This is a genomic window from Pseudomonas sp. 313 (assembly GCF_000316965.1).
In the GTDB taxonomy this organism is placed as follows: Bacteria; Pseudomonadota; Gammaproteobacteria; order Pseudomonadales; family Pseudomonadaceae; genus Chryseomonas; species Chryseomonas benzopyrenica.
In genome coordinates this window covers 29,303-51,281 of the sequence record NZ_ANBZ01000035.1, presented here as the reverse complement: position 1 = coordinate 51,281, position 21,979 = coordinate 29,303, and the positions used below count along the sequence as shown (strand labels likewise).

The 21,979-nt window shown below is 68.3% G+C and carries 19 protein-coding genes and 1 pseudogene; 12 read left to right on the top strand and 8 right to left on the bottom strand.

Annotated elements, in window-relative coordinates; translation table 11 throughout:
- The first annotated feature begins 32 nt into the window (after positions 1–32).
- Genes C722_RS0107465 through argE form a run of 7 tightly spaced genes read left to right on the top strand, consistent with a single transcriptional unit; the run spans position 33 to position 7,738 of the window.
- On the top strand, positions 33–989 hold the full coding sequence (locus C722_RS0107465) for an ABC transporter permease (RefSeq protein WP_017639905.1): 957 nt from the start codon (positions 33–35) through the stop codon (positions 987–989).
- Positions 986–1,888 carry an ABC transporter permease gene (locus C722_RS0107460; protein WP_017639904.1) on the top strand — a complete coding sequence of 301 codons (903 nt, stop codon included), beginning with the start codon at positions 986–988 and terminating at the stop codon, positions 1,886–1,888. The genes C722_RS0107465 and C722_RS0107460 overlap by 4 nt, the downstream gene beginning before the upstream one ends.
- A gap of 1 nt (position 1,889) precedes the next feature.
- Complete coding sequence (locus tag C722_RS0107455) at positions 1,890–3,734, top strand: ABC transporter ATP-binding protein (protein WP_017639903.1); 1,845 nt, start codon at positions 1,890–1,892, stop codon at positions 3,732–3,734.
- The gene (locus C722_RS0107450; RefSeq protein WP_017639902.1) at positions 3,731–4,036 is read left to right on the top strand and encodes a (2Fe-2S)-binding protein; all 306 of its coding nucleotides are present in this window, start codon (positions 3,731–3,733) and stop codon (positions 4,034–4,036) included. Before C722_RS0107455 ends, C722_RS0107450 begins: the two co-directional genes overlap by 4 nt.
- Positions 4,021–5,436, top strand: coding sequence for an NAD(P)/FAD-dependent oxidoreductase (locus tag C722_RS0107445; protein ID WP_017639901.1), 1,416 nt, complete (start codon positions 4,021–4,023; stop codon positions 5,434–5,436). The genes C722_RS0107450 and C722_RS0107445 overlap by 16 nt, the downstream gene beginning before the upstream one ends.
- Positions 5,433–6,590, top strand: coding sequence for an FAD-binding oxidoreductase (locus tag C722_RS0107440; protein WP_017639900.1), 1,158 nt, complete (start codon positions 5,433–5,435; stop codon positions 6,588–6,590). The genes C722_RS0107445 and C722_RS0107440 overlap by 4 nt, the downstream gene beginning before the upstream one ends.
- Positions 6,587–7,738 (top strand): acetylornithine deacetylase, encoded by a 1,152-nt coding sequence (gene argE, locus C722_RS0107435; protein ID WP_017639899.1) that lies wholly within the window; start codon positions 6,587–6,589, stop codon positions 7,736–7,738. The genes C722_RS0107440 and argE overlap by 4 nt, the downstream gene beginning before the upstream one ends.
- Before the next feature lie 15 nt (positions 7,739–7,753).
- On the opposite strand, the gene C722_RS0107430 is transcribed toward argE, so the two are convergent.
- Positions 7,754–8,680, bottom strand: a complete 927-nt coding sequence (locus C722_RS0107430; protein ID WP_017639898.1) for a glyoxylate/hydroxypyruvate reductase A — start codon at positions 8,678–8,680, stop codon at positions 7,754–7,756.
- Between the two features lie 232 nt (positions 8,681–8,912).
- Between C722_RS0107430 and C722_RS0107425 the strand changes: the two genes are divergently transcribed.
- Positions 8,913–9,626, top strand: a complete 714-nt coding sequence (locus C722_RS0107425; protein ID WP_017639897.1) for a cupin domain-containing protein — start codon at positions 8,913–8,915, stop codon at positions 9,624–9,626.
- A 51-nt stretch (positions 9,627–9,677) separates the two neighbouring features.
- Here C722_RS0107425 and C722_RS0107420 read toward each other — a convergent pair whose 3' ends face one another.
- The 7 genes from C722_RS0107420 to C722_RS0107390 all read right to left on the bottom strand — a co-directional run bounded on the left by C722_RS0107420 (position 9,678) and on the right by C722_RS0107390 (position 17,631).
- A complete protein-coding gene (locus C722_RS0107420; protein WP_007161776.1) occupies positions 9,678–10,169 on the bottom strand; it encodes an Lrp/AsnC family transcriptional regulator in 492 nt (163 codons plus the stop codon).
- Between the two features lie 29 nt (positions 10,170–10,198).
- The gene (locus tag C722_RS0107415; RefSeq protein ID WP_017639896.1) at positions 10,199–10,888 is read right to left on the bottom strand and encodes a hypothetical protein; all 690 of its coding nucleotides are present in this window, start codon (positions 10,886–10,888) and stop codon (positions 10,199–10,201) included.
- A gap of 54 nt (positions 10,889–10,942) precedes the next feature.
- Entirely contained in the window at positions 10,943–12,232 is a 1,290-nt protein-coding gene (gene gabT / locus C722_RS0107410) for a 4-aminobutyrate--2-oxoglutarate transaminase (protein ID WP_017639895.1), read from the bottom strand.
- A 143-nt stretch (positions 12,233–12,375) separates the two neighbouring features.
- Positions 12,376–13,839 carry an NAD-dependent succinate-semialdehyde dehydrogenase gene (locus tag C722_RS0107405; RefSeq protein ID WP_017639894.1) on the bottom strand — a complete coding sequence of 488 codons (1,464 nt, stop codon included), beginning with the start codon at positions 13,837–13,839 and terminating at the stop codon, positions 12,376–12,378.
- Between the two features lie 132 nt (positions 13,840–13,971).
- The gene (locus tag C722_RS0107400) at positions 13,972–14,883 is read right to left on the bottom strand and encodes a LysR family transcriptional regulator (protein ID WP_017639893.1); all 912 of its coding nucleotides are present in this window, start codon (positions 14,881–14,883) and stop codon (positions 13,972–13,974) included.
- A gap of 60 nt (positions 14,884–14,943) precedes the next feature.
- The gene (locus C722_RS0107395) at positions 14,944–16,989 is read right to left on the bottom strand and encodes a pyridoxamine 5'-phosphate oxidase family protein (protein ID WP_017639892.1); all 2,046 of its coding nucleotides are present in this window, start codon (positions 16,987–16,989) and stop codon (positions 14,944–14,946) included.
- A 30-nt stretch (positions 16,990–17,019) separates the two neighbouring features.
- Positions 17,020–17,631, bottom strand: coding sequence for a glutathione S-transferase family protein (locus tag C722_RS0107390; RefSeq protein WP_017639891.1), 612 nt, complete (start codon positions 17,629–17,631; stop codon positions 17,020–17,022).
- Between the two features lie 242 nt (positions 17,632–17,873).
- Between C722_RS0107390 and C722_RS26970 the strand changes: the two are divergent.
- The 4 genes and pseudogenes from C722_RS26970 to C722_RS0107370 form a co-directional block, all read left to right on the top strand.
- A pseudogene (locus tag C722_RS26970) lies at positions 17,874–18,023 on the top strand (LysR family transcriptional regulator); the annotation flags it as partial.
- 157 nt (positions 18,024–18,180) lie between these two features.
- Positions 18,181–18,846, top strand: a complete 666-nt coding sequence (locus C722_RS24715) for a sigma-70 family RNA polymerase sigma factor (protein WP_093255785.1) — start codon at positions 18,181–18,183, stop codon at positions 18,844–18,846.
- Positions 18,843–20,507 carry a multidrug ABC transporter permease/ATP-binding protein gene (locus tag C722_RS0107375; RefSeq protein ID WP_017639888.1) on the top strand — a complete coding sequence of 555 codons (1,665 nt, stop codon included), beginning with the start codon at positions 18,843–18,845 and terminating at the stop codon, positions 20,505–20,507. The genes C722_RS24715 and C722_RS0107375 overlap by 4 nt, the downstream gene beginning before the upstream one ends.
- A gap of 148 nt (positions 20,508–20,655) precedes the next feature.
- Positions 20,656–21,942 (top strand): lysine N(6)-hydroxylase/L-ornithine N(5)-oxygenase family protein, encoded by a 1,287-nt coding sequence (locus C722_RS0107370; RefSeq protein ID WP_017639887.1) that lies wholly within the window; start codon positions 20,656–20,658, stop codon positions 21,940–21,942.
- Positions 21,943–21,979: the final 37 nt, after the last annotated feature.

Sequence of the window (21,979 nt, the reverse complement as noted above, 5' to 3'; positions counted from 1 at the left end):
CTCGCCACTCCACGCTCAAGCAGGAGGTGGCTTTGGATCTTTCCGTGTTTTCCCTCATCGCCAGACGCCTCGGGGGCGGGTTGCTGACCCTGCTCATCGTCTCGTTGCTGGTGTTCTTCGTCTCGGCGCTGTTGCCGGGCGATGCCGCGCAGCAGGCTTTGGGCCAGTTCGCGCTGCCCGAGCAGGTCGCGGCGCTGCGCGCGCAGATGGGCCTCGACCAACCCGCGCTGCTGCGCTACTTCCACTGGCTGAGCGGCCTGCTGCACGGCGATCTCGGCCAGTCCCTGGCCAGCCAGATGCCCATCTCCGCCATTATCGGTGACCGGTTGGGCGGCTCGCTGATGCTGGCCGGCGTCACCGCCCTGGTGTCGGTGCCCCTGGCGCTCGGCCTGGGTATCGCCTCGGCGATGAACGCCGGCGGGCGGCTGGACCGGGCGCTCAACGTCTTTACCCTGGGCATCGTCGCGGTGCCGGAATTCCTGGTGGCGACCCTGGCGGTGCTGGTCTTCGCCGTGCACCTGCAGTGGACCTCGGCGCTGACCTTCGCCCACGACATCGCCGGCCCCCTGGACTTCCTGCGTGCCTACGCCTTGCCGGTGGGCACCCTGTGCTGCGTGATCGTGGCGCAGATGGCGCGCATGACCCGCGCCGCCCTGGTGGAGCAGCTGCAGAGTCCCTATGTGGAGATGGCCCGGCTCAAGGGCGTCGGTCCGGTGCGCGCCGTGCTGCGCCATGCCTTGCCCAACGCCGTGGGGCCCATCGCCAATTCCATCGCCCTGAGTCTTTCCTACCTGATGGGAGGGGTGGTGATCGTCGAGACCATCTTCAACTACCCGGGCATCGCCCAGCTGATGGTGGACGGCGTCGCCAGTCGCGACCTGCCGCTGATCCAGGCCTGCGCCATGCTGTTCTGCTGCGCCTACCTGGTGCTCATGACCCTGGCGGATCTCTGCGCCATCCTGTCCAATCCGAGGCTGAGAACGCTATGACCCGACCCGTGACTCCCGTACGTGCCGCGTCCGTCCTGCCGGTGGACGGCAAGACGCTCGATGCCCAGCTGTCGCCGCCGCGCACCCGTCGGCGCAGCCGCTGGTCCCTGACCGGCATCATCGGCGGCATCCTGGTGGCCTTCTGGCTATTCCTCGCCGTGTTCGGCGCCTGGCTCGCGCCCTATGACCCAGGCGCCCTGGGCGACAGCGCGGTGCTGGCCGGCTACAGCGCCGTCCATCCGCTGGGCACCGATTACCTGGGCCGTGATGTGCTCAGCCGTATCCTCGACGGCGCCCGCTTCACCGTGGGCCTGGCGTTGATCGCGGCCGTGCTGGCCTGCGTGCTCGGCACCGGTCTCGGTCTGCTCGCGGCGCTGTCCGGGCGCTGGGTGGACGAGCCGCTGTCGCGCCTGATCGATGCACTGATCTCCCTGCCGAGCAAGATGCTGGCGCTGGTGATGGTCTCGGCTTTTGGCTCCTCGGTGCCCTTGCTGATCGTCATGGCGGTGGTGGGTTATGCCCCCGGCTGCTATCGGATCGCCCGCAGCCTGGCGATGAATCTCATCGAGCTGGAATACGTCCAGGTCGCCCGCACCCGTGGCGAGGGCCGGCTGTATATCGCCCTGTGCGAGATGCTGCCCAACATGCGCCTGCCGCTGCTCACCGACCTGGGCCTGAGATTCGTCTACATCGTGTTGCTGCTCAGCGGCATGAGCTTTCTTGGTCTTGGCGTGCAGCCGCCCAACGCCGACCTGGGCTCCCTGGTGCGGGAAAACATCGGCGGTCTGGCCGACGGCGCCCCGGCGGTGCTGATGCCGGCGCTGGCCATCGGCACCCTGACCGTGGGCGTCAACCTGCTCATCGACCGGTTCGGCGCGCGACGCCGGGGAGGGCGCTGAGATGGAACTGCTGGTAGAGGTCAAGGACCTGCGCGTGGTCGCCCAGGGCGACGACGGCAGCGAAACCCCCATCGTCAAGGACGTCGGCTTCAACCTGGCCAAGGGTGAGGTGCTGGCGCTGATCGGCGAGTCCGGCTCGGGCAAGACTACCATCGCCCTGTCGCTGCTCGGCTATGCCCGTGAGGGTTGCCGACTGGCCGGCGGCTCGATCCGCGTCGGCGATACCCAGGTGCTGGAGCTGGACGCCGCTGGCCTGCGCCGCCTGCGCGGTCGCACCGTGGCCTATATCGCCCAGAGCGCCGCGGCGGCCTTCAACCCGTCGCGGCGCCTGATGGAACAGATCATCGAGAGCGCCCTGATCCATGGTGTACTGACGCGCCAGGAAGCCGAAGCGCGGGCGCTGCAACTGTTCAGGGAGCTGGCGCTGCCGGATCCCGAGCACATCGGTCAGCGCTATCCGCACCAGGTCTCGGGCGGTCAATTGCAGCGGCTGATGGCGGCCATGGCGCTGATCACCGATCCGACCCTGGTGATCCTCGACGAACCCACCACGGCGCTGGACGTGACCACCCAGATCGAGGTGCTGCGGGTGTTCAAGCAGGTGGTCCGCGAGCGGGGCGTGACCGCCATCTACGTCTCCCACGACCTGGCGGTGGTGGCGCAGATGGCCGATCGCATCCTGGTGCTCAACGGCGGCGAGGTCTATGAGAACCGCCGCACCGAACGGCTGCTGGCCAGCGCCCGCCATCCCTATACACGCAGCCTGTTGGCGGCGGCCCGGCCGGAGCCCCTGACGGACCGTGGCCTGCCCACGGTCGAGACTGCGGCGCCGGTACTGGAAGTGAAGGACTTGGTGGCCGGCTATGGCCCCAGCGGCGCCGATGGCCTGCCACGTTACCGGGTGCTGGAGGGTATCGATCTGCGCATCGCCGCCGGCCAGGCCCTGGGGGTGATCGGCGAATCCGGCTCGGGCAAGTCGACCCTTGCGCGGGTCATCGCCGGCTTGCTGCCACCGGCCCAGGGCAGCGTGCGCCTGGGCGGCGAACTGCTGCCACCGGGGCTGGAAGGCCGCACCCGCGAGCAATTCCGCCGGGTGCAGCTGGTCTACCAGAATGCCGACACGGCGCTCAATCCGGCCCACAGTGTGGAACGCATCCTCATGCGCCCGCTGGAGACCTATCACGCCTTCGACAAGGCCACCCGCCAGCGCAAGGTCCGCGAATTGCTCGACCGGGTACAACTCCCGGCCAGCCTCGCCAGCCGGCGTCCAGGCGAGCTTTCCGGTGGCCAGAAGCAGCGGGTCAACCTGGCCCGTGCCCTGGCCGCGGAACCCGAGCTGATCCTCTGTGACGAGGTCACCTCGGCGCTGGATACCGTGGTCGGCGCGGCCATTCTCGACCTGCTCGTCGAGTTGCGCCGTGAGCTGGGGCTGGCCTATCTGTTCATCAGCCACGACATTTCCACGGTGCGCAGCCTTTGCGACGAGGTACTGGTGCTCTATGCCGGGCAGCCCGTGGAACTGGGCACCCCGACCACCCTGCAGCATCCGCCGCTGCACCCCTACACCGAATTGCTCACCGCCTCGGTACCGGCGCTGCGCCAGGGCTGGCTGGAAGAGCAACCCATCCGCACGGCGGTCCCTCTGGTCTCGTCGCCGCCCGCCAGTGGTCGGCTCTGCAGCTTCCTGCAGCGCTGCCCGGTACGGCTCGAAGGCCGCTGCGACCAGGTGCCGCCACGGCCCCTGACGCTGGCCGGCGGCAACCGCATCCTCTGTCACCATGATGGCGAGACCCTGCAGCGGCTGCAGGGCGGCGCCGTGCTGCATTCCCAAGGAGTTCGCGCATGACTTCCCGCTTCCAGCGACTCGCCGAAACCGGCCGGCCGCAGGTCAGTCTCACCGTCGACGGGCTGCCGGTCACGGCCCTGGCCGGCGATACCCTGATGGTCGCCTTGCTCGCCAACGGTCCGGCGCTGCGGCGTTCCGAATTCGGTGACGAGCGCCGTGCCGGCTTTTGCCTGATGGGCGCCTGTCAGGATTGCTGGGTGTGGACCGCCGCCGGCGAGCGCCTGCGTGCCTGCGGCACCGAGGTCCGCGAAGGACTGCAGATCCTCACCGCGCAACCGGAGGCCATATGGAATCTGGCCTAGCCCAACCGGGCAAGAGCACTCCGCGGGTGGTCATCGTCGGCGCCGGTCCGGCCGGCGTGCGGTGCGCCGAGACCCTGCTGGCCGCCGGCATCAGCCCGGTGGTGATCGACGAGAATCGACGCGACGGCGGCCAGATCTATCGTCGTCAGCCCGAGGGCTTCCAGCGCGCCTATGCCACCCTCTATGGCAGCGAGGCGGCCAAGGCCGAGGACCTGCACCGCACCTTCGATGGTTTGCGCGGACGCCTCGATTACCGCCCGGACACCCTGGCCTGGCACCTGCACGAGCGCACCCTCTACACGGTGCAGGGCAATCGCCAGCGCACCCTGGAGTTCGACGCCCTGGTGCTCTGTACCGGTGCCGGCGATCGGCTGCTGCCGGTGCCGGGCTGGAATCTGGCCGGCACCTATACCCTGGGTGGCGCCCAGATCGCCCTCAAGGCCCAGGCGGTGTCCATCGGCCGCCGGGTGATCTTCATGGGCAGCGGGCCCTTGCTCTATCTCGTCGCCGCCCAGTACCAGCAGGCCGGCGCCACGGTGGCGGCGGTACTCGACACCGCGCCGCTGCGCCTGCGTGCCCTGGCGACGCCCAAGCTGCTGGCCCGCCCGGGGGTGGCCTGGAAGGGTGTGCAGCTCATGGCCTCGCTCAAGCGCGCCGGGGTGCCGCTGCACCTGGGCGTCACCCCGCTGGAGATCCTCGGCGATGCCGAGCAGGGCGTGCGTGGCGTGGCCTTCGCCGATGCCCGCGGCCTGCGTCAGGAGGTGGTCGGCGATGCCGTGGGGTTGGGCTACCACCTGCGTCCGGAAACCCAACTGGCCGATCTGGCCCGTTGCGCCTTCGAATTCGAGCAGGCGACCGGCCAGTGGGTACTGCAACTGGACGGCGACGGCCGCACCTCCACGCCCGGCGTCTATGCCGCCGGGGATGGGGCGCGGGTACGGGGCGCCGACGGCGCCGAGCTGGCCGGGCAACTGGCCGCCTGCGCGGTTCTGAGCGATCTCGGTCGCACCCCGCCCGCCGGCCTCGCCGAGCGCTGCCGCGAGGCGCTGACGGTCCAGGAGCGCTTTCGCCTGGGCCTGGCCGAGGCCTTTCCCTGGCCCGCGAAACAGATGGCCAGCCTGCCGGATACCGCGGTGGTCTGCCGCTGCGAGGGCATCACCGCCGGAGAATTGCGCGCCGTGGTACGCGAGAAGGGCGCCCAGGAAGCCAATCGGGCCAAGGCCTTCAGCCGCGTCGGCATGGGTCGCTGCCAGGGTCGCTATTGCGCCCAGGCCGGCGCCGAGATCATCGCCGCCGAATCCGGGGTACCGGTGGAGGCCGTCGGCCGCCTGCGCGGCCAGGCACCGGTCCGGCCATTGCCGCTGGGCATCGTCACCAGCGAAGAGGAGCTTTCGTCATGAACCAGACCGCCAACCGCGCGGACGTCATCGTCGTCGGCGCCGGCATCATGGGCAGCGCCAGTGCCTTCTTTCTGCGCCGTCGGGGCCTGTCGGTGCTCCTGCTGGAGCGCGACCAGGTCGGGCGCTTCGCCAGCGGCACCAATTTCGGCAACGTCCGCCGGCAGGGCCGCTACCTGACCCAGGTGGCGCTGTCCAACCGTTCCCGCGGTATCTGGGGTCGCCTGCCCGAGTTGATCGGCGATGACCTGGAGTTCATCCCCGGCGGCCACCTGCGGGTGGTCTACGATCCCGGCCGCATCGCCATGCTGCACGAGTATGCCCGGGCGCCGGAGACCGCCGCCCTCGATCTGCAGGTGCTCGAAGGCGCGGCCCTGCACGAGAAGTTTCCCTACCTGGGCCCCGAGGTGGTGGCCGGCTCCTATGCGCCCCACGATGGCCACGCCAATCCGCGCCTGGCCGCCCCGGCCTTTGCCCGCGCCGCGGTGCGCGAGGGCGTCAACCTGCAGGAAGGGGTGGAGATCACCCAGGTCACCAAGCCGGATGGCGATTTCCTGGTGCAGGCCGCCGATGGCCGCCGCTATCGGGCGCCGCGGCTGCTGATCACCGCCGGGGCCTGGGGCAGTCGGTTGTCGAGCCAGTTCGGCGAGCCGGTGCCCATCGAGACCCATGGCCCCCAGATGGGCGTCACCGAGCCCTTGCCCTATGCCTTCAAGGAGGCGGTGGGCGTCTCTTCGCCGCTGGTGAGCGAGACCATCTACTTCCGCCAGATCCCGCGCGGCAACGTGATCTTCGGCGGCTGCTTCCGCACCCGCCCGGATCTGGACACCCGCCTGGCCCGCGCCGAGCCCCATGGCCTGCTCAATCAGCTCACCCAGCTGCGACGCCTGGCGCCGGCCCTGGCCAGGGTCAACGTGATCCGCACCTGGAGCGGGGTGGAAGGCTATATCGCCGACGACCTGCCGATCATGGGCCCGAGCAGCCAGGTGGAGGGTCTCTACTACGCCTTCGGCTTCTGTGGCGCCGGCTTCCAGCTCGGCCCGGGCGTGGGCGACACCATGGCCGAACTGATCGCCACCGGTCGTACCGAGACGCCGCTGGCGGCCTTCGACATCGGCCGCTTCGCGCAACCCCGCAGCGAGAGCCTCGCCGGATGAACAGCCAGGACCTGCTGCGCACCCTGATCGGCTTTCCCACCGTCTCCGCCGACTCCAACCTGGCGCTGATCCAGCATGTGCAGGGTCTGCTGGAAGCCGCCGGCATCGCCTGCCGCCTGGTGCTCGACGAGAGCGGGCGCAAGGCCAATCTTTTCGCCAGCGTCGGCCCGAGCGATGTGCCCGGCGAGCTGCTCTCCGGGCATACCGACGTGGTGCCCGTGGCCGGCCAGGCCTGGACCCTGCCGCCGTTCGAAGGGACCCTCAGTGACGGCCGAATCTATGGCCGCGGCGCCTGCGACATGAAGGGCTTCGTCGCCTGCGCCGTGGTGGCCCTGCTGGCCGCCGCCCGGGGCGCACCGTTGAAACGCCCGTTGCAACTGGCCCTGTCCCACGACGAAGAGATCGGCTGCGTCGGGGTGCGCCGCCTGCTGGACGTGCTGGAACTGGCGCCGGTGCGCCCCTTCCTCTGCATCGTCGGCGAGCCCACGGAGATGCAGGTCGCTCTCGGCCACAAGGGCAAGGCCGCGCTGCGCGCCCACTGCCATGGCCAGGAGGGCCATTCCTCCTTGGCACCGCTGCACGTCAACGCCATTCACCTGGCCAGCGACCTGGTCGGCGCCCTGCGCGCCAGCCAGCGGCGCCTGGCGGAAGAGGGCGCTCACGACACGGCCTACGACATTCCCTACACCACCCTGCACGTCGGGCGGATCGACGGTGGCAAGGCGCTGAACATCGTGCCCAACCTCTGCACCCTGGACTTCGAGATCCGTCACCTGCCGGCGGACGATCCCGCCAGCCTGGTCGCCGCGCTGCAGGAAGCGGCGGACAGCCTGGTCCGGGAGGCGCGGCAAACCTCGGCCAAGGCCGCCATCGAGATCGAGACGGTCAACGCCTATCCGAGCCTGGATACCCATCCCAGCGTCGAAGCCGTGCGCTTCCTGCAGACCCTGGTCGAGCCGGGCACCACCCAGCTCAAGGTGGCCTTCGGCACCGAGGGTGGCCTCTTCGCCCGTCGGCTGGACACCCCGGTGGTGGTCTGCGGCCCCGGCAGCATCGAGCAGGCGCACAAGCCGGACGAGTATGTCGAACTGAGCCAGCTCGCTGCCTGTGACGCCTTGCTGGGACGCTTGCGGGTGGCCCTGGGTTGAGGCCACCCGGTCTCTTCAGTAGCCCCGCTGGCGATCCACCAGACCCCGCAGGGGCTCACCGCGCTGATGGCGGCGGATATTGTCCAGCAGCACGGTGAACGCCGTTTCCGGCACCGTCATGGCGCCCACGTGGGGCGTCAGCCAGATCCGCGGGTGCTGCCAGAAGGGGTGGTCGGCTGCGGGCGGTTCCGGCTCCACCACGTCCAGCACCGCCTGGCTCAGCTGACCGCTGTCCAGCGCCGCCAGCAGGTCGGCTTCCACCAGCTGGGCGCCACGGCCGAGGTTGATCAGGCTGGCGCCGCGGGGCAGGGCAGCGAAGAGGCGGGCGTCGAGGATGCCGCGGGTCTCCCCGGTCAGCGGCAGCAGGCAGATGAGGATCTCGCAATCGGCCAGGAACGCCGGCAGCTGCTCGGCGCCGGCATGGCAGCGCACCCCTGGCAGCTCATGGGCCGAGCGCGACCAGCCCGAGAGCTGAAAGCCAAAGGTGGCGAGCCGCTCCAGCACCGCCTGGCCGATCTGGCCGAGACCCAGCACGCCGACGCGTCTGTTGTTCGCCGTTACCAGGGCATGTTCCTGCCAGCGTCCCGTGGCCTGCTGGTCGAGATAGAGGGGCAGCTGGCGATGCAGCGCCAGCACCATGAGGGTGGCGTACTCCACCATGCCGGCGACGATGCCGGGATCCAGCATCCGCACCACGGGCAGCGCTGGCGGCAACAGATTCAGGTCGAATTGGTCTACGCCGGCCGAGGTGGCGAACAGCACCTCCAGGTTGGGAAAGCGGCTGGCCAGGTCTTCCGGCGGTTGCCAGCAGGCCAGGTAGCGGATCTCTTCCGGATTGCCCACGTCCGGCCAATGGCGGAAGGCGATATCGGGCGCGCGTTCCTGGAACAGGCGTCGCCAGGCCTGGCCGCGTTCGGGATCGGCCTTGTAGAGCAGCGTCATGGGGAGGTCTCCGGCAAAGCTCAAGGATGGCGCAAGCGTGCGGTAGTTTGTCCCGAATTCTCCGCTGCTGCCGCCATGATTGGTGGTGCGGTGGAAACTGCGCCGCATCTGGGAAAAACGGCAGCTTCTGTGTCGGCCTGGGCCCCAAAACGCCATAACCCGGGTGCCTTGCGAGTCGATACTGGCCGGGTCCGCGGCGCCCCTGCCGCGCCGCTCGACACGAGGATCCGCCATGCCTTTGCTGCACTACTGCCAGCCGCCCGGTGACCGCCAGCTGCCCCGGGCGCTCCAGCCGCTGCACGATGACCCCCTGGCCGCCGGCCGCGAATTGCACCTGCACGATGGCCCCCTGGGCTATGTGATGGGCAGCGCCTTCACCCATTCCGCCGATTGCCAGCTGGACGATTACCCCTGGGTGGAAGTCAGCCTCCTCGAGGCCGGCGAGTTGCAGCTGGAATGGGAGGGGAATGCCCTGCACCTCAAGGCCGGCGATGCCTTCATCCTGCCGCGTGGCCTGAGCTGCCGCTGGCGTCACAGTGGCGAATTGCGGCGCCTGTTCATGGCCTTTCCCGGCCGGGCCAGCGAAGGCCCGATGCCCCAGGCACCCGTGCTGCTGGATCCCTCGGCGCCGCGCGAACCCTCGCCGCCGCCAGCGGCCAGCGTACTGCTCAGTCCCGAGCCCGAGGCCACCGGCTGCGACCTGTTCGAAAGCGGTGGCGGGGCCCTGCGGATCGGGATGTGGGAGTGCACGGCCTATACGCGCAAGGCGGTGAGCAATCCCCACTGCGAGCTGATGCTGCTCTATGCCGGCGCCGTGACCCTGGCGGTCGAGGGCGAAGCGCCCTGCACGGTCCACGCGGGCGAGGCGGTGCTGGTACCGGCGGAAACGCCCATGGCCTGGGATAGCCGGGAGCGGGTGCGCAAGCTCTATTGCATCCTGCGCTGAGAAGAGCGCGCTCCGGCAGCGGGATGCTGGCGGAGCGTCGCGGCGAGGGGCTCAGCCGGCCTTGATCAGGCTGCGCAGCGGCAGGGCGTTCTTGACCACCGGCGACTTGATGACGATGTAGCTGAAGTACTTTTCGATGCCGACGTTGCGGTCGAGGATGGATTCCATCAATTCCTGGTAGTGACCGATGCTGCTGCACATGAAGCGCAGCAGGTAGTCGTAGCCCCCGCTGATGAGGTGGCATTCGAGGATCTCGTCGACCCCGCGGATAAAGGACTCGAACTTCACGAAGTCGGCGCGCTTGTGGTCGGAGAGGGTGACCTCGGTGAAAACCGTCACCGAGTTGGCGATCTTGGCGAGGTTGACGTGGGCCTCGTAGCCACTGATGTAGCCGGCCGCCTCCAGGCGCTTGACCCGCTGCAGGCAGGGGCTGGGGGAGAGGCCCACGGCTTCGGCGAGACTGACATTGGTCATCCGGCCATCCTTCTGCAGCTGCACCAGGATGTTGATGTCGATGCGATCCAGTTTTGTTGCGGCGTCCATCGTCGTTCCTCGCAATCGTGAACGGCAGGTTAGGCACGCAGGGCGGTCTGGTGCGCATGCACCAGATCGGCGAGACTCGCGTACTCGCATCGCGTGCCATCCAGGGCCTGCCGCGAAAGGTTCCAGGGCCGCGAGCGATCACGGCGCAGGGTACACAGGGGAAAATCCACCAGGGCACTCCAGGGATCGTCCGGTTCACTGCCTCTGATGGGCAGCAAATCTCCACGCGCCAAGCCCAGTTCTTCCAGGGTGTTGTCCAACGCCTGGCGCAGATCGCCACCGCGGTTGGGGATCACGGCGGCGAACACCTCAGGCAAGCGCGCCGTGACCGCTGCCGCCTCGCCGTCATCGGGCGAGGCCAGCAACACCAATCGATAGAACTTGCTCAGGTACTGCAGCGCGCCCGGAGCATCCTCGAACACCGGCCAGCACGTCGTGGCGTTTCCAAAAGCCACGCTGGCATCAAGGTCGGCTTCCTGTTGCAACTCCTGCGCCAGTCGCTGGTGAATGCGCAGGTGCAGGCTGGTCTGGCTGGCAGTGGGAGCCGCCTGGCGCATTTCGCGGGCCAGGCGGTGGTAGCTGCCGAGCAGCCAGTCGGGATGGGTGCTCAGGCCCGCCTGCGCCACAAGGGGGCGCAGGGCTTCGAGGATGCCCCCTTCACGGTCGACGAGGGTGCCGTAGCAGGAAAAGCCTAGGGCCTGGTAACGCGTGATTCTCATGGTCGGATTCCCTTGGCGCTGCCACAGCCGGGCCGGGCGGCGTTACGTTTGACCTCAGGCACCAGCCTGGGCGAGAGCCTGGCCGAACATCTGCAAGGCTTCGGCCAGTTGTGCTTCTGTAGTGACCAGAGGCGCCAGGAAGCGGATGACGTTCCGCTCCACTCCGCACTTGATCACTAGCAATCCGGCCTGACGGGCGCCCTCGATGACCTGCTGAGCGAGGGCGGCGTCCGGGCTCCTGCCGTCCGCGCCGACCATCTCCACCGCCAGCATGAAGCCGCGGCCACGGACCTCACCGATACGCGGGTGGCGGCGTTGCAGGTCGAGCAGACCGCTGCGCAGCTGTTCACCCAGGGCGATCCCTCGGGCGACCAGGTCCTCCTCTTCAAAGATGTCCAGGACTGCCAGCGCTGCGGCGCAGGCCAGGGCGTTGCCGCCGTAGGTACCGCCGAGGCCACCGGGCAGGGGCGCGTCCATGATGGCGGCGCGACCGACCACCCCGGAGAGCGGCAGGCCGCCGGCCAGGCTCTTGGCCACCGTCACCAGGTCGGGCTGGATGCCGGTCTGCTGGAAGGCGAAGAAGCTGCCGGTACGGCCGAAGCCGGTCTGGATCTCGTCAGCGATGAGGACGATACCGTGCTGGTCGCACAGCGCGCGCAACCCCTGGAGGAATTCCACCGGCGCCGGACGGAAGCCGCCGTCGCCCTGTACCGGTTCGATCAGGATGGCGGCCACCTGGTCGGGGGAGACCTGGGTGGCGAGCACCTCGCGCAGGCCGGCAAGGGCCTGCTGGGTGTCCACGCCGTGGAAGGGATCAGGGTAGGGCGCGTGATAGATGTCGCCGGGGAAGGGGCCGAAGTTCTGCTTGTAGGGCTGGGCGAAGCCGGTCAGGGTCACGCCGAGCAGGGTGCGACCGTGGAAGCCGCCGCGAAAGGCGATCACCCCGGGCCTTTTGGTGTGGGCGCGGGCGATCTTGATGGCATTTTCCACGGCTTCGGCGCCGGAGGTCAGCAGCAGCGTCTTGTAGGCTTCGCCGTTGCCGACGAGGGTATTGAGACGATTGGCCAGCTCCAGATAGGGCTCGTAGGCCATCACCTGGAAGCTGGCGTGGGAAATCTCCCCGACCTGGCGGCGCACGGCCTCCACCACCCGTGGGTGGTTGTGACCGACGTTGAGCACGCCGATGCCGCCGACGAAGTCGAGGTAGCGGCGACCGTCCACGTCCCAGACTTCGCTGCCCTGGGCGCGGGCCACCACGACGGGATGGGCGGTGATGATGCCGCGGGGAACGTCTTTTTCGCGAAGACCCAGCAGGCGGTCGGTGGCTTTGGCAGCGGAATTCATGCAGCGATACTCCAGGCAGGGGCGAGAGTTCCAGCCTACGCAGGCCGCAGGGTCGGTAACGCTGAAGTTGCCGGCCCCGGCATCGCGATCGGCTGTTTTGGTCAGGGGTGGCGGCATTTTCGGTTGCCTGCCGCCCGTGGCTTTCAGTCGAGGCCGCCGAGGTGCCAGGCCTTGACCTCCAGGTACTCGTCCAGCCCCAGGTGCGAACCTTCGCGGCCCAGGCCGGATTGCTTCACGCCACCAAAGGGCGCGACCTCCATTGACAGGGTGCCGGTGTTGAGGGCCACCATGCCGAATTCCAGCTGTTCACCGACGCGCCAGGCGCGGCGCAGGTCCTGGGTGTAGTAGTAGGCGCCCAGGCCGTAGGGCGTGGCATTGGCCAGCGCCAGCGCCTCGGCTTCGTCGCGGAAGCGGAACAGCGGCGCCACCGGGCCAAAGGTCTCCTCGCGGGCCAGCAGCATGTCCGCCGTGGCGCCGGTGAGCACCGTGGGCGCGACGAACTGGTCGCGGCCGTTGGGCAAGCCACCGAACAGGGCCTTGGCGCCCTGGGTCAGGGCGTCGTCGACATGGCGTGCGACCTTGTCGACCGCCAGGCGATTGATCAGCGGACCGAGGGTCACGCCGGCCTCCAGGCCGTTGCCCACCTTGAACTTGGCCACCTCGGCAGCCAGGCGCTCGGCGAAACGGTCGTGGATGCCGTCCTGCACCAGGATGCGGTTGGCGCAGACGCAGGTCTGGCCGGCGTTGCGGAATTTGCTCTGCAGCACCCCGGCGATGGCGAGGTCCAGGTCGGCGTCATCGAAGACGATGAAGGGCGCATTGCCGCCCAGTTCCATGCTGGTGCGCTTCACCGTGGCCGCGCACTGCGCCAGCAGCAGCTGACCGATGCGCGTGGAGCCGGTAAAGGACAGCTTGCGCACCGCCGGATTGCCGGTCAGCTCGCCGCCGATGCCGGCGGGCATCCCGGTGACCACGTTGAATACGCCGGGCGGAAAGCCGGCGCGATCGGCCAGCTCGGCCAGCGCCAGGGCCGACAGCGGGGTGAGATCCGAGGGCTTGATCACCACCGGGCAGCCGGCGGCCAGCGCCGGGGCGGCCTTGCGGGTGATCATGGCGTTGGGGAAATTCCAGGGCGTGATGGCGGCGGCGACCCCCACCGGTTGCCGCAGTACCAGCACCCGGCGATCCCGGGCCGGTGCGGGCAGGATGTCGCCAAAGCTGCGCCGGGCTTCCTCGGCGAACCATTTGACGAAGCTGGCGCCATAGGCGATCTCGCCGCGGGCCTCGGCCAGGGGCTTGCCCTGTTCCAGGGTCATCAGCAGAGCCAGGTCGTCCTGGTGCTCCAGCATCAGCGCGTGCCAGCGCTCCAGCAGGGCTGCGCGCTCGGCGGCCGGACGCTCGCGCCAGGCCGGCCAGGCGGCTTCCGCCGCGGCGATGGCGCGGGCGGTTTCCACCGCCTCCAGGGCGGCGACCTGGGCGAGGGTCTCGCCGGTGGCGGGGTTGTCCACGGCAAAGGTGGCGCCGTTGTCGGCGGCGATCCAGTGGCCGTCGACATAGGCGGAGGCTTTGAGCAGGCGGGGATCCCGCAGATCGAGGTGCAGCGGCATGGTGGCGCTCCCAGTGGCAGGTCAGGCCCTGAGTCTAGGGAGGGGTGGCGGCCACCGATGCCGAAATGCCCCGCCCGAAAGGGCGAGGGAACGCGTTCGTCGCGGCCTGGCCGCAGTTTCTGCGGTGACCTCTCAGCGTGCAGCGCCCGGCGGATCGCCAAACAGCGGATCGCCGCGCAGCGCGGCCACCGCCAGCTCGACGAAGGCCCTGACCTTGGCCGCTGCCTGGCGGCCCTGGGGATAGACCAGGTGCACCGGCAGCGGCGCCTCTTCGTGGTCCGCCAGCACGATCCGCAGGCAGCCCTCGGCCAGCGCCGGGGCGATCTGGTAGTGCAGCACCCGGGTCAGGCCGTGCCCCGCCTGGGCGGCGGCGATGGCGGCTTCATTGGTGTTGCACAGCAACAGCGGATCCACCACCACCCTCTGTCCGCGGGCGAAGCGCCATTCCGGCGAGGCCCAGGCGCCCTGGCAGGCGAGAATGCGGTGCTCCTTGAGTGCGGCTGGGGTAGCGGGAGTACCCTGGGCTTCCAGGTAGCCCGGGGCCGCGCAGACCACCCGCCGCATCTGGCCGACCTGAATGGCGGTAAGGCCCGAATCCGGCAACTGACCGATGCGCAGGGCGACATCCATGCCTTCGTCCAGCAGATTCACCTGGCGGTCGACGAAAAAGGTGCGCACGCGCATGTCCGGATAGCGGGCAAGAAATTCCAGCACCAGCGGCAGCACGTGCAGCTGGCCGAACAGCATGGGTGCGGTGACGGCCAGGGTGCCCGAGGGCCTGGCCTGGTGTCCCGCCACGGCCAGTTCCGCCTCGGCGATCTCGCCGAGGATGCGCCGGCAATCCTGCAGATAGCGAGCGCCGGCCTCGGTGGGTTTCACCGAACGGGTGGTGCGCACCAGCAGGCGGGCGCCGACCAGTGCTTCCAGGCCGGCCACCAGGCGGGTCACCGCCGGTGCGCTGAGATGCAGTTCGCAGGCGGCGCGGGCGAAACTCTCGGTCTCGGCCACCTTCACGAACACGCGCATCGCCTGCCAACGATCCATCTGCCTCGCCCCCTGTCTTGTCGACCAGGCTCCATGGTAGTCAACTTCCGGCGGCACGGATCATAGATCGAGCTCCAGGCGGTCGGTGCCTGCCGCCGGCACCGCGCAGCACAGCAACGCCTCGCCGTCGGCTACCCGCGCTACCGGCTCCCGCCCATAGGTGACGGCGCCGCCGAGCAGCCGTGTTCGGCAACTGCCGCAATGACCTTCGCGGCAGCTGAAGGCGGGATCGAGGCCACGGGCTTCGGCCAGTTCCAGCAGCGAGCCTGCCGCGGGTGTCCAGCGCGCTTCCTTGAGCGAGGCGGTGAAGACCACCGGCACGCTGTCCGTGGCCGCGGCTGGACGCACAGGCGCCGCCGCTTCCAGGGGCTGACTGCGGCGCAGCGCCGCCGGACCGAAGGCTTCGGCATGGATGCGCGCGTCCTCGATGCCGTAGCCGCGCAGGCCGTCGTACAGTGCCTGGGTGAAGGCCGCCGGGCCGCAGAGGTAGAAGGCGTGATCGCCGAAGGGCAGGAAGCGGCCCAGCACGCCCAGGTCGATCCGTCCGGCCACCTCGTAGTCGGTATCCGCCACGGCCCCGCGGGTATCGCTCAGCGCCCGCACCAGGCGCAGCGAGCCCTCGGCGGCGGCCACCAATTCGACCAGCTCCGCATCGAAGGCGCGCTCGGCCTTCGACCGGGCGCCGTAGAAGAGGGTGATCCGGCGCTGCCGCTGGGTCCGGCGTCCTTCGTGAACGAGGTGCCTGAGCATCGCCAGCAGCGGGGTGATGCCGATGCCCGCAGCCAGCAGTACCAAGGATTGGTCAGCGGCGGCTCCCAGGGTGAAGTCTCCCGCCGGCGGGCGCGTGTCGAGCAGATCGCCCTCCCGCAGCCGGTCATGCAGCCAGGTGGACACCAGCCCTTCGCGCTTGACGCTGATGCGGTAGTGCCCGTCGGCCGGCGCGCTGGAGAGGCTATAGCTACGCAGCGCCGGGGCCTGGCCGGCGACCGGAGTGAGGCGTACCGGCAGGAACTGGCCGGCCTGGACGGGTGGCAAGGCGGTGCCGTCCGCCGCGGCGAGATGGAAGGAGCGGATGGTGGCGCTCTCCTCGACGATGCGGATGACGCGCAAGGGTCGCCAGCGATTGCCGAGTTCCCGGCTCAGCAGACGCTCGCGCGCCTGCGCCCAGCTGCCGGTCAGCTGGCTGCTGTCCGACTCGCCCCCGGCCCGCGCCTGCCAGCGCAGGGTCAGGGCGCCGCGCCGCCGGACGATACGCTGCGGGCGAAAGGTCCAGAGGCGCTCGGCGCCCTCGAAGGCGGGGATTTCCGGCGAGTCGAACAGCACCTCGGCGGTGCCGCTCAGCTGCAGCAGATCCCCGTGTTCGTAGTCCACGAACAGCAGCCCGGCCCGGCCGTTGGCGACGACATTGCCCAAGGTGTTGAAGAACAGATTGCCGTTGAAGTCGGGAATGGTCAGCAGGTCTTCGGCGCCGACCCGGACGAAGCCCGGCTTGCCGCCGCGATGGGAGACATCGACCCGCCGCTGGCCTTGCTGGTCGGCATAGGAAGCGACGAAAAAGGTATCGGCGCCGGCAATCAACGCGCGAGCATCGGCGTCCAGGCAGGCGAGGTTCTCCATCGATGCGACCGGGGGCGGGCCTGGCGCGTGGACGACGCTCAGATCGCGCAGCTGGATATAGCGCGGGCAATTGCCGAAGCTCTGGTCCACCGTCACGCGCAGACCCTGGGCAGTGACGCTGAGTGTGCCGTTCATGCGATTGCGGCGGCGCGTATGCAACTCGATGCCGAGCAGGCCCACGGCGGCGCCGTCGCCCAGGCCCGGGGTTGCCGGATCCTCGGCTGAGAGATGGGCGGCGATGTCCAGGGTGGTGGGCGTGGGCGAGGCGAGAAAGCCGGGCTGGCCTGCCAGGATCGTCGCCCAGGCCGCCCCCTCGGCATCGACGCTGCCTAGTATCACAAAGGGCAACTGCGCGAAGAACTGCCGATGCTGGTCGGGCATGAACGAGCGGATAACCCGCGGACCCAGGGCCGCCATGCGCTCACGGACGCCCAGGCGTTCCTGAATAAGGGTTTCACCGGCGTGCCAGGTGGGTAGGGATTCGTGCATGACCGTGACCTCCAGCTAGGCGACGCGCGATCAGGTCCTGAGGCCTGCCGCGGTCCGGGGGAAGGGCACGAAGCCCGGCAAGGCTTCCACCCGCTGCAGGAACGCGCGCACGGCCGCGTAGGGTGCCAGATCCACATTGCCTTCCGGCGCCCCGGCCAAATAGCTATAGAGGGCGATATCGGCGACGGTCGGGTAAGCGGCCGCCAGCCAGTCTCGCGAGGCCAGGTGGGCCTCCAGGCGTTCGAGCAGGACATGGGCGCGGGCGATGACCTCGTCGGCATCCAGCTGGGCGCCGAATACCGTGATCAAGCGCGCCGCCGCCGGGCCATAGGCCAGCTCGCCGGCTGCTACCGACAGCCAGCGCTGTACGGCGGCGGCACCAGCCGGGTCCTCAGGCAGCCAGTCGCTGCGGCCCGTCTTTTTCGCCAGGTAGACGAGGATGGCGTTGGCATCGGCGACCACCGTTTCGCCGTCCCGCAGCACCGGTACCTGACCAAAGGGGTTGAGGGCGAGAAATTCAGGCGTGCGATTGGCGCCGCCCGGGATATCGACGTCGATCAGCTCGACCTCTAATCCCAACAAGGAGGCGAAGAGCACAGCACGATGGGCATGACCGGACAGCGGGGTGTGATAGAGCTGCATGAGCCGACTCCTGGCAGGCATCGGGGCCAAGGGTGGTCCCGACAGGTGCTACCAGCTTGGAATCAGAACCTTCGCGAGGGAATGGGCCTTCTGGTCACTTCAGCATTCCGCAAACTGGAATGATCGAGTCAGCGACAGGCGAAGGCCAACACCCGCTCCAGCATGACGTTGCAGCCATCCAGCTGCGCCTGGGTGATGAATTCGTCCGGCTTGTGACCCTGGGCCATGCCAGCGGGCGCCGACTCCACGAAAAGGCCAAGGTACTGTTGCGGTTGTCCCAGGAACTGGAACAGAACGCCAAGGTGGAAAACGAGAGGGTCTCGGGCACGGTGGCCATCGGCTGTCTAGAGTCTGCGGCGCCGCTCTACCTGCCCGCGCTTTGCGCCGGGTATAACTGTCGAGGCATGCTTCTTCGCAAAACTCGCTAAGCCGCTAAGGGTTTGGCCCTCGCCCATTCCAAGAGTGCTCAACAAGCAGGATCACGAAACGTTAAACGGTTCGTTGATGTGAGAATGAGTATCAATTAGAGTTTCGCGTTCCTAGTTTTACATGGACGCAAAAATGCTATCGCTGCTTGCTCCACTTCAGGCGTCACGTCAGCCCGGGTTTCCCCTTGATGAGGTCACCCCGCCGACCCTTCAGGCTTCACCACCGCAGCCGGTCGGGCAGGGGGGCGCCGCTCAGGGTCCGGCGCTGGGAAAGCTGTTCGATCATCACCGTAGCCGCCTGCTCGGAATCGCGACGCGGTTGCTCGGCTGTAGCAAGCGTGCCGAAGACATCGTTCAAGACGCCTTCCTCAAGTTCTGGGAGCAGCGCGATTCCCGGGAGGTCGTGGAGCCTTCGCGCTATCTGTATCGGGTGGTGCAGAATCTGGCGGTCGATCAGCTGCGCCGCCGGAAGCTGGAGGAGCGCTGGTTCACCAGCCCCGATGAACAGGCCGAAGGGGTGCCGGGCGAGGTGTCCGCCGAGCGAGTGGTCCAGGCCCGGGAGGAGATCGGGCTAGTGGTCCGGGCGTTGCGGCAGCTGCCGCCCCGCACCCAGGATGTGATCACCCTGTGTCGGGTTGAGGGCTTGACCCAGCGTGATGTCGCCCGGCGGATCGGTGCCTCGCCGGCGCTGGTCAATGTCCTGCTGCAGGACGCTACCGTGCATTGTCGCAACTCCCTGACCGGCAACTGTCTTGCCCGTAACTGTCCGAAGCGAGGTCGCCCATGACCCTCATCCGCCTCATCCTGCGCTATCGCCCGCTGGCCACGACCCTGGTGCTGTTGCTCAGCCTGGGGAGTGCCTTGCTCAGCGTCGGGGTGATCGCCTTCATCAATTGGCGGTTGGTGACCGTCCAGACAGCGCCGACCGAGGCGCTGCTGCAATTCCTCGGGTTGCTGCTACTGTTGCTGGCGATGGCTGCCGGCGCCCAGGTGGCCCTGACCGCGCTGGGCCATCGCTTCGTCTACGATCTGCGGCGGCAGGTGGTGAAGCGGGTGTTGGATACCGATATCGAACGCATCGAGGCCGTGGGGGGGCCGGCCATCCTGGCCAGTCTATCCAGCGACCTGCGCAACCTCACCCTGGCCTTCGTGCAGCTGCCTGGGCTGCTCTATGGCGCGGTGCTGAGCCTGGCGGCGTTCCTTTATATGGCCTGGTTGTCCTGGTCGCTGTTCCTGGTGACGCTCGCCTGGATGACCCTGACCCTGGGCCTGGGCTGGTTGCTGGTGACGCGGCTCAATCGCCATCTGCATCTGCTGCGCGATGCGGAGAATAGCCTCTATGCGGACTACCAGGCGCTGATCGAGGGGCGCAAGGAACTGGCGCTGAATCGTGCCCGCGCCCAGCGTTTCTTCGAGGAGGACTTCGAGGACAACGCCAGTGCCTATCGCGAGCACGTGACGCTGGCGGATCGCTACAACGCCCTCGCCAGCAACTGGGCCAACACCATGGTGCTGGGCACCATCGGCCTGGCGTTCTACCTGGCGAACGGACTGGGCTGGGCCAGCACCGAGGTGGCCGCCACCTATGCCCTGACCATCCTGTTCCTGCGCACGCCGCTGGTGATGGCGGTCGGGGCGCTACCACCGCTGATGGCGGGGCAGGTGGCGTTGGAGCGGGTGGAGGCTCTGGCCCTGGCGCCCGCCGCGGAAGATTTCGCCAAGTCGGTGCCGGCCTTCGCAGGAGACTGGCAGCGCCTGGAGTTGCGTGGCGTGGAGTATCGCTACGAGACCCAGGGCGATGAGCAGGGCTTCGATGTGGGACCCTTGAATCTTACGCTCAGGTGCGGTGAGACGGTGTTCCTGATGGGGGGTAACGGCAGTGGCAAGTCGACCCTGGCGCGTCTGCTGACCGGCTTGTATCAGCCGCAACGCGGCGTCATCGCGGTGGACGACAGGGTCGTGGGCGTGGCCGATCGGACGGCCTATCGCCAGCTGTTCGCCGCGGTCTTTACCGACTTCCATCTGTTCGATCGCCTGCTCGGGCCCGATGGCACGCTTGCCGAGGGGTCTCAGGTGCAGACTTGGCTGCGACGCCTGCATCTGGAGCGCAAAGTGCGGGTGGCGGAGGGGCGGCTGAGCGATACCCGCCTGTCCCAGGGCCAGCGCAAGCGGTTGGCTCTGCTATTGGCCATGCTGGAGGGGCGCAGCATCGTCCTACTGGATGAGTGGGCCGCCGACCAGGACCCGCTGTTTCGCCAGCTGTTCTATCGGGAGCTGTTGCCCCTGATGAAGGCGGCGGGGTTGACGGTATTTGCCATCACCCATGACGACGCCTATTTCGATCAGGCCGATCGGCTATTGAAGATGGATGGCGGCCGCCTGGTGGAACTGGTCGGTGAGCAGCGCGAGCGGGCCAGTCGCGATGCCCTGCGGGAGATCGCCGGCTAGGAGGTGAGAAGCAGTCGCCGATCTGGACAGGGATCGGCAAAAAAGCCCTGAACAAGCGTCAGGGCTGTTCGTCGAGGAAGGTGAGAATGATTGTCAGTCGTGCTGTGTCGCGAGGGCAATCCCACCCGGTTATCGACGAGAGGTTCGCATGGAACAGGTCCACGACTACATCGGCATCGGCTTCGGGCCTTCCAACCTGGCGCTGGCCATCGCCGCGGACGAGCAGGCTCCCGAGCGCCAGCCCCAGGGATGCTTCATCGAGCGCAAGCCGGCCTTCAGCTGGCACGAAGGCATGCTGCTCGAGGGCAGCACGATGCAGATCTCCTTTCTCAAGGACCTGACGACCCTGCGCAATCCGGCCAGCCGCTTCACCTTCATCAACTATCTGAAGGAACGCGGTCGACTGGAGGACTTCATCAATCTCAAGACCTTTTTCCCCAGCCGCGAGGAGTACAACGACTACCTCGGCTGGGCGGCTGCCGCCTTCGCCGAGCAGGTGCACTACGGCGAAGAGGTGGTGGCGGTGGAGCCCTGGTACCGCGACGGTATCCTGGCCGCCGTGCAGGTGGTGTCCCGCGATCGGCAGGGCACGTTGCAGCGGCGCCTGGGCCGCAACCTGATCCTCGGTATCGGCGGGACCCCCCAGGTACCGCCGGCCTTCGCCACGCTGAGCGATCCGCGGGTACTGCATTCCTCGGCCTATCGCGGGCGTATCGAGGCGCTGTTGGCCGATCCAGCCCAGCCGCGGCGGGTGGCGGTGGTCGGCGGCGGCCAGAGCGCGGCCGAGATCTTCCAGGATCTGACCCAGCGTTTCCCCCAGGTCGAGGCGTCGCTGATCGTGCGGGGTGGGGCGCTCAAGCCGTCCGATGACAGCCCCTTCGTCAACGAGATTTTCAATCCGTCCTTTACCGACCGGATCTATGCGCAATCGCCCGAGCGCCGTGAACGCCTGTTCGCCGAGTACCGCAATACCAACTACTCGGTCGTCGACCTGGAGCTGATCGAGAACCTCTACCAACTCTTTTACCTGCAGAAGCTGCGCGGTCACGAGCGCCATCGACTGCTCTGCGAGCGAGACGTGGTGACCTGCCTGCCATCCGCGCAGGGGCTGGAGCTGGAGCTGGAAGGGCGGCTGGACGGCAGCCGCACCACCCTGGGCTATGACGTGGTGATCCTGGCCACCGGCTATCGCCGTGACTACCACCAGCACCTGCTGGCCGGCCTGCGCGAGCATCTGCAAGACGGCGAGCCCGACCGCCACTACCGCTTGCCGCTGGCAGCGGGCGGCGCGGTCCAGGTGTTCCTGCAAGGTGGCTGCGAGGTCAGCCACGGGCTGTCCGACACCCTGCTGTCGGTCTTGGCGATTCGCTCCGCTGAGCTGGTTAAGGCCATGACCCTGGCCAGCGCGCCGCCGGTGGCGATGCGTTCCGCCTGAGCCACCCGTCACTCCTTTCTTTTCGCGACGCTGCCAC

What these genes read in the sequence shown, in the direction of transcription:
- C722_RS0107460 (WP_017639904.1), top strand. Translation starts at nt 986, where the DNA reads ATGACCCGACCCGTGACTCCCGTACGTGCCGCGTCCGTCCTGCCGGTG.
- C722_RS0107390 (WP_017639891.1), bottom strand. Translation starts at nt 17,631, where the DNA reads ATGCAGCTCTATCACACCCCGCTGTCCGGTCATGCCCATCGTGCTGTG.
- C722_RS0107370 (WP_017639887.1), top strand. Translation starts at nt 20,656, where the DNA reads ATGGAACAGGTCCACGACTACATCGGCATCGGCTTCGGGCCTTCCAAC.
- argE (WP_017639899.1), top strand. Translation starts at nt 6,587, where the DNA reads ATGAACAGCCAGGACCTGCTGCGCACCCTGATCGGCTTTCCCACCGTC.
- C722_RS0107440 (WP_017639900.1), top strand. Translation starts at nt 5,433, where the DNA reads ATGAACCAGACCGCCAACCGCGCGGACGTCATCGTCGTCGGCGCCGGC.
- C722_RS0107375 (WP_017639888.1), top strand. Translation starts at nt 18,843, where the DNA reads ATGACCCTCATCCGCCTCATCCTGCGCTATCGCCCGCTGGCCACGACC.
- C722_RS24715 (WP_093255785.1), top strand. Translation starts at nt 18,181, where the DNA reads ATGGACGCAAAAATGCTATCGCTGCTTGCTCCACTTCAGGCGTCACGT.
- C722_RS0107430 (WP_017639898.1), bottom strand. Translation starts at nt 8,680, where the DNA reads ATGACGCTGCTCTACAAGGCCGATCCCGAACGCGGCCAGGCCTGGCGA.
- C722_RS0107445 (WP_017639901.1), top strand. Translation starts at nt 4,021, where the DNA reads ATGGAATCTGGCCTAGCCCAACCGGGCAAGAGCACTCCGCGGGTGGTC.
- C722_RS0107405 (WP_017639894.1), bottom strand. Translation starts at nt 13,839, where the DNA reads ATGCCGCTGCACCTCGATCTGCGGGATCCCCGCCTGCTCAAAGCCTCC.
- C722_RS0107400 (WP_017639893.1), bottom strand. Translation starts at nt 14,883, where the DNA reads ATGGATCGTTGGCAGGCGATGCGCGTGTTCGTGAAGGTGGCCGAGACC.
- C722_RS0107455 (WP_017639903.1), top strand. Translation starts at nt 1,890, where the DNA reads ATGGAACTGCTGGTAGAGGTCAAGGACCTGCGCGTGGTCGCCCAGGGC.
- C722_RS0107450 (WP_017639902.1), top strand. Translation starts at nt 3,731, where the DNA reads ATGACTTCCCGCTTCCAGCGACTCGCCGAAACCGGCCGGCCGCAGGTC.
- C722_RS0107425 (WP_017639897.1), top strand. Translation starts at nt 8,913, where the DNA reads ATGCCTTTGCTGCACTACTGCCAGCCGCCCGGTGACCGCCAGCTGCCC.
- gabT (WP_017639895.1), bottom strand. Translation starts at nt 12,232, where the DNA reads ATGAATTCCGCTGCCAAAGCCACCGACCGCCTGCTGGGTCTTCGCGAA.
- C722_RS0107395 (WP_017639892.1), bottom strand. Translation starts at nt 16,989, where the DNA reads ATGCACGAATCCCTACCCACCTGGCACGCCGGTGAAACCCTTATTCAG.
- C722_RS0107420 (WP_007161776.1), bottom strand. Translation starts at nt 10,169, where the DNA reads ATGGACGCCGCAACAAAACTGGATCGCATCGACATCAACATCCTGGTG.
- C722_RS0107415 (WP_017639896.1), bottom strand. Translation starts at nt 10,888, where the DNA reads ATGAGAATCACGCGTTACCAGGCCCTAGGCTTTTCCTGCTACGGCACC.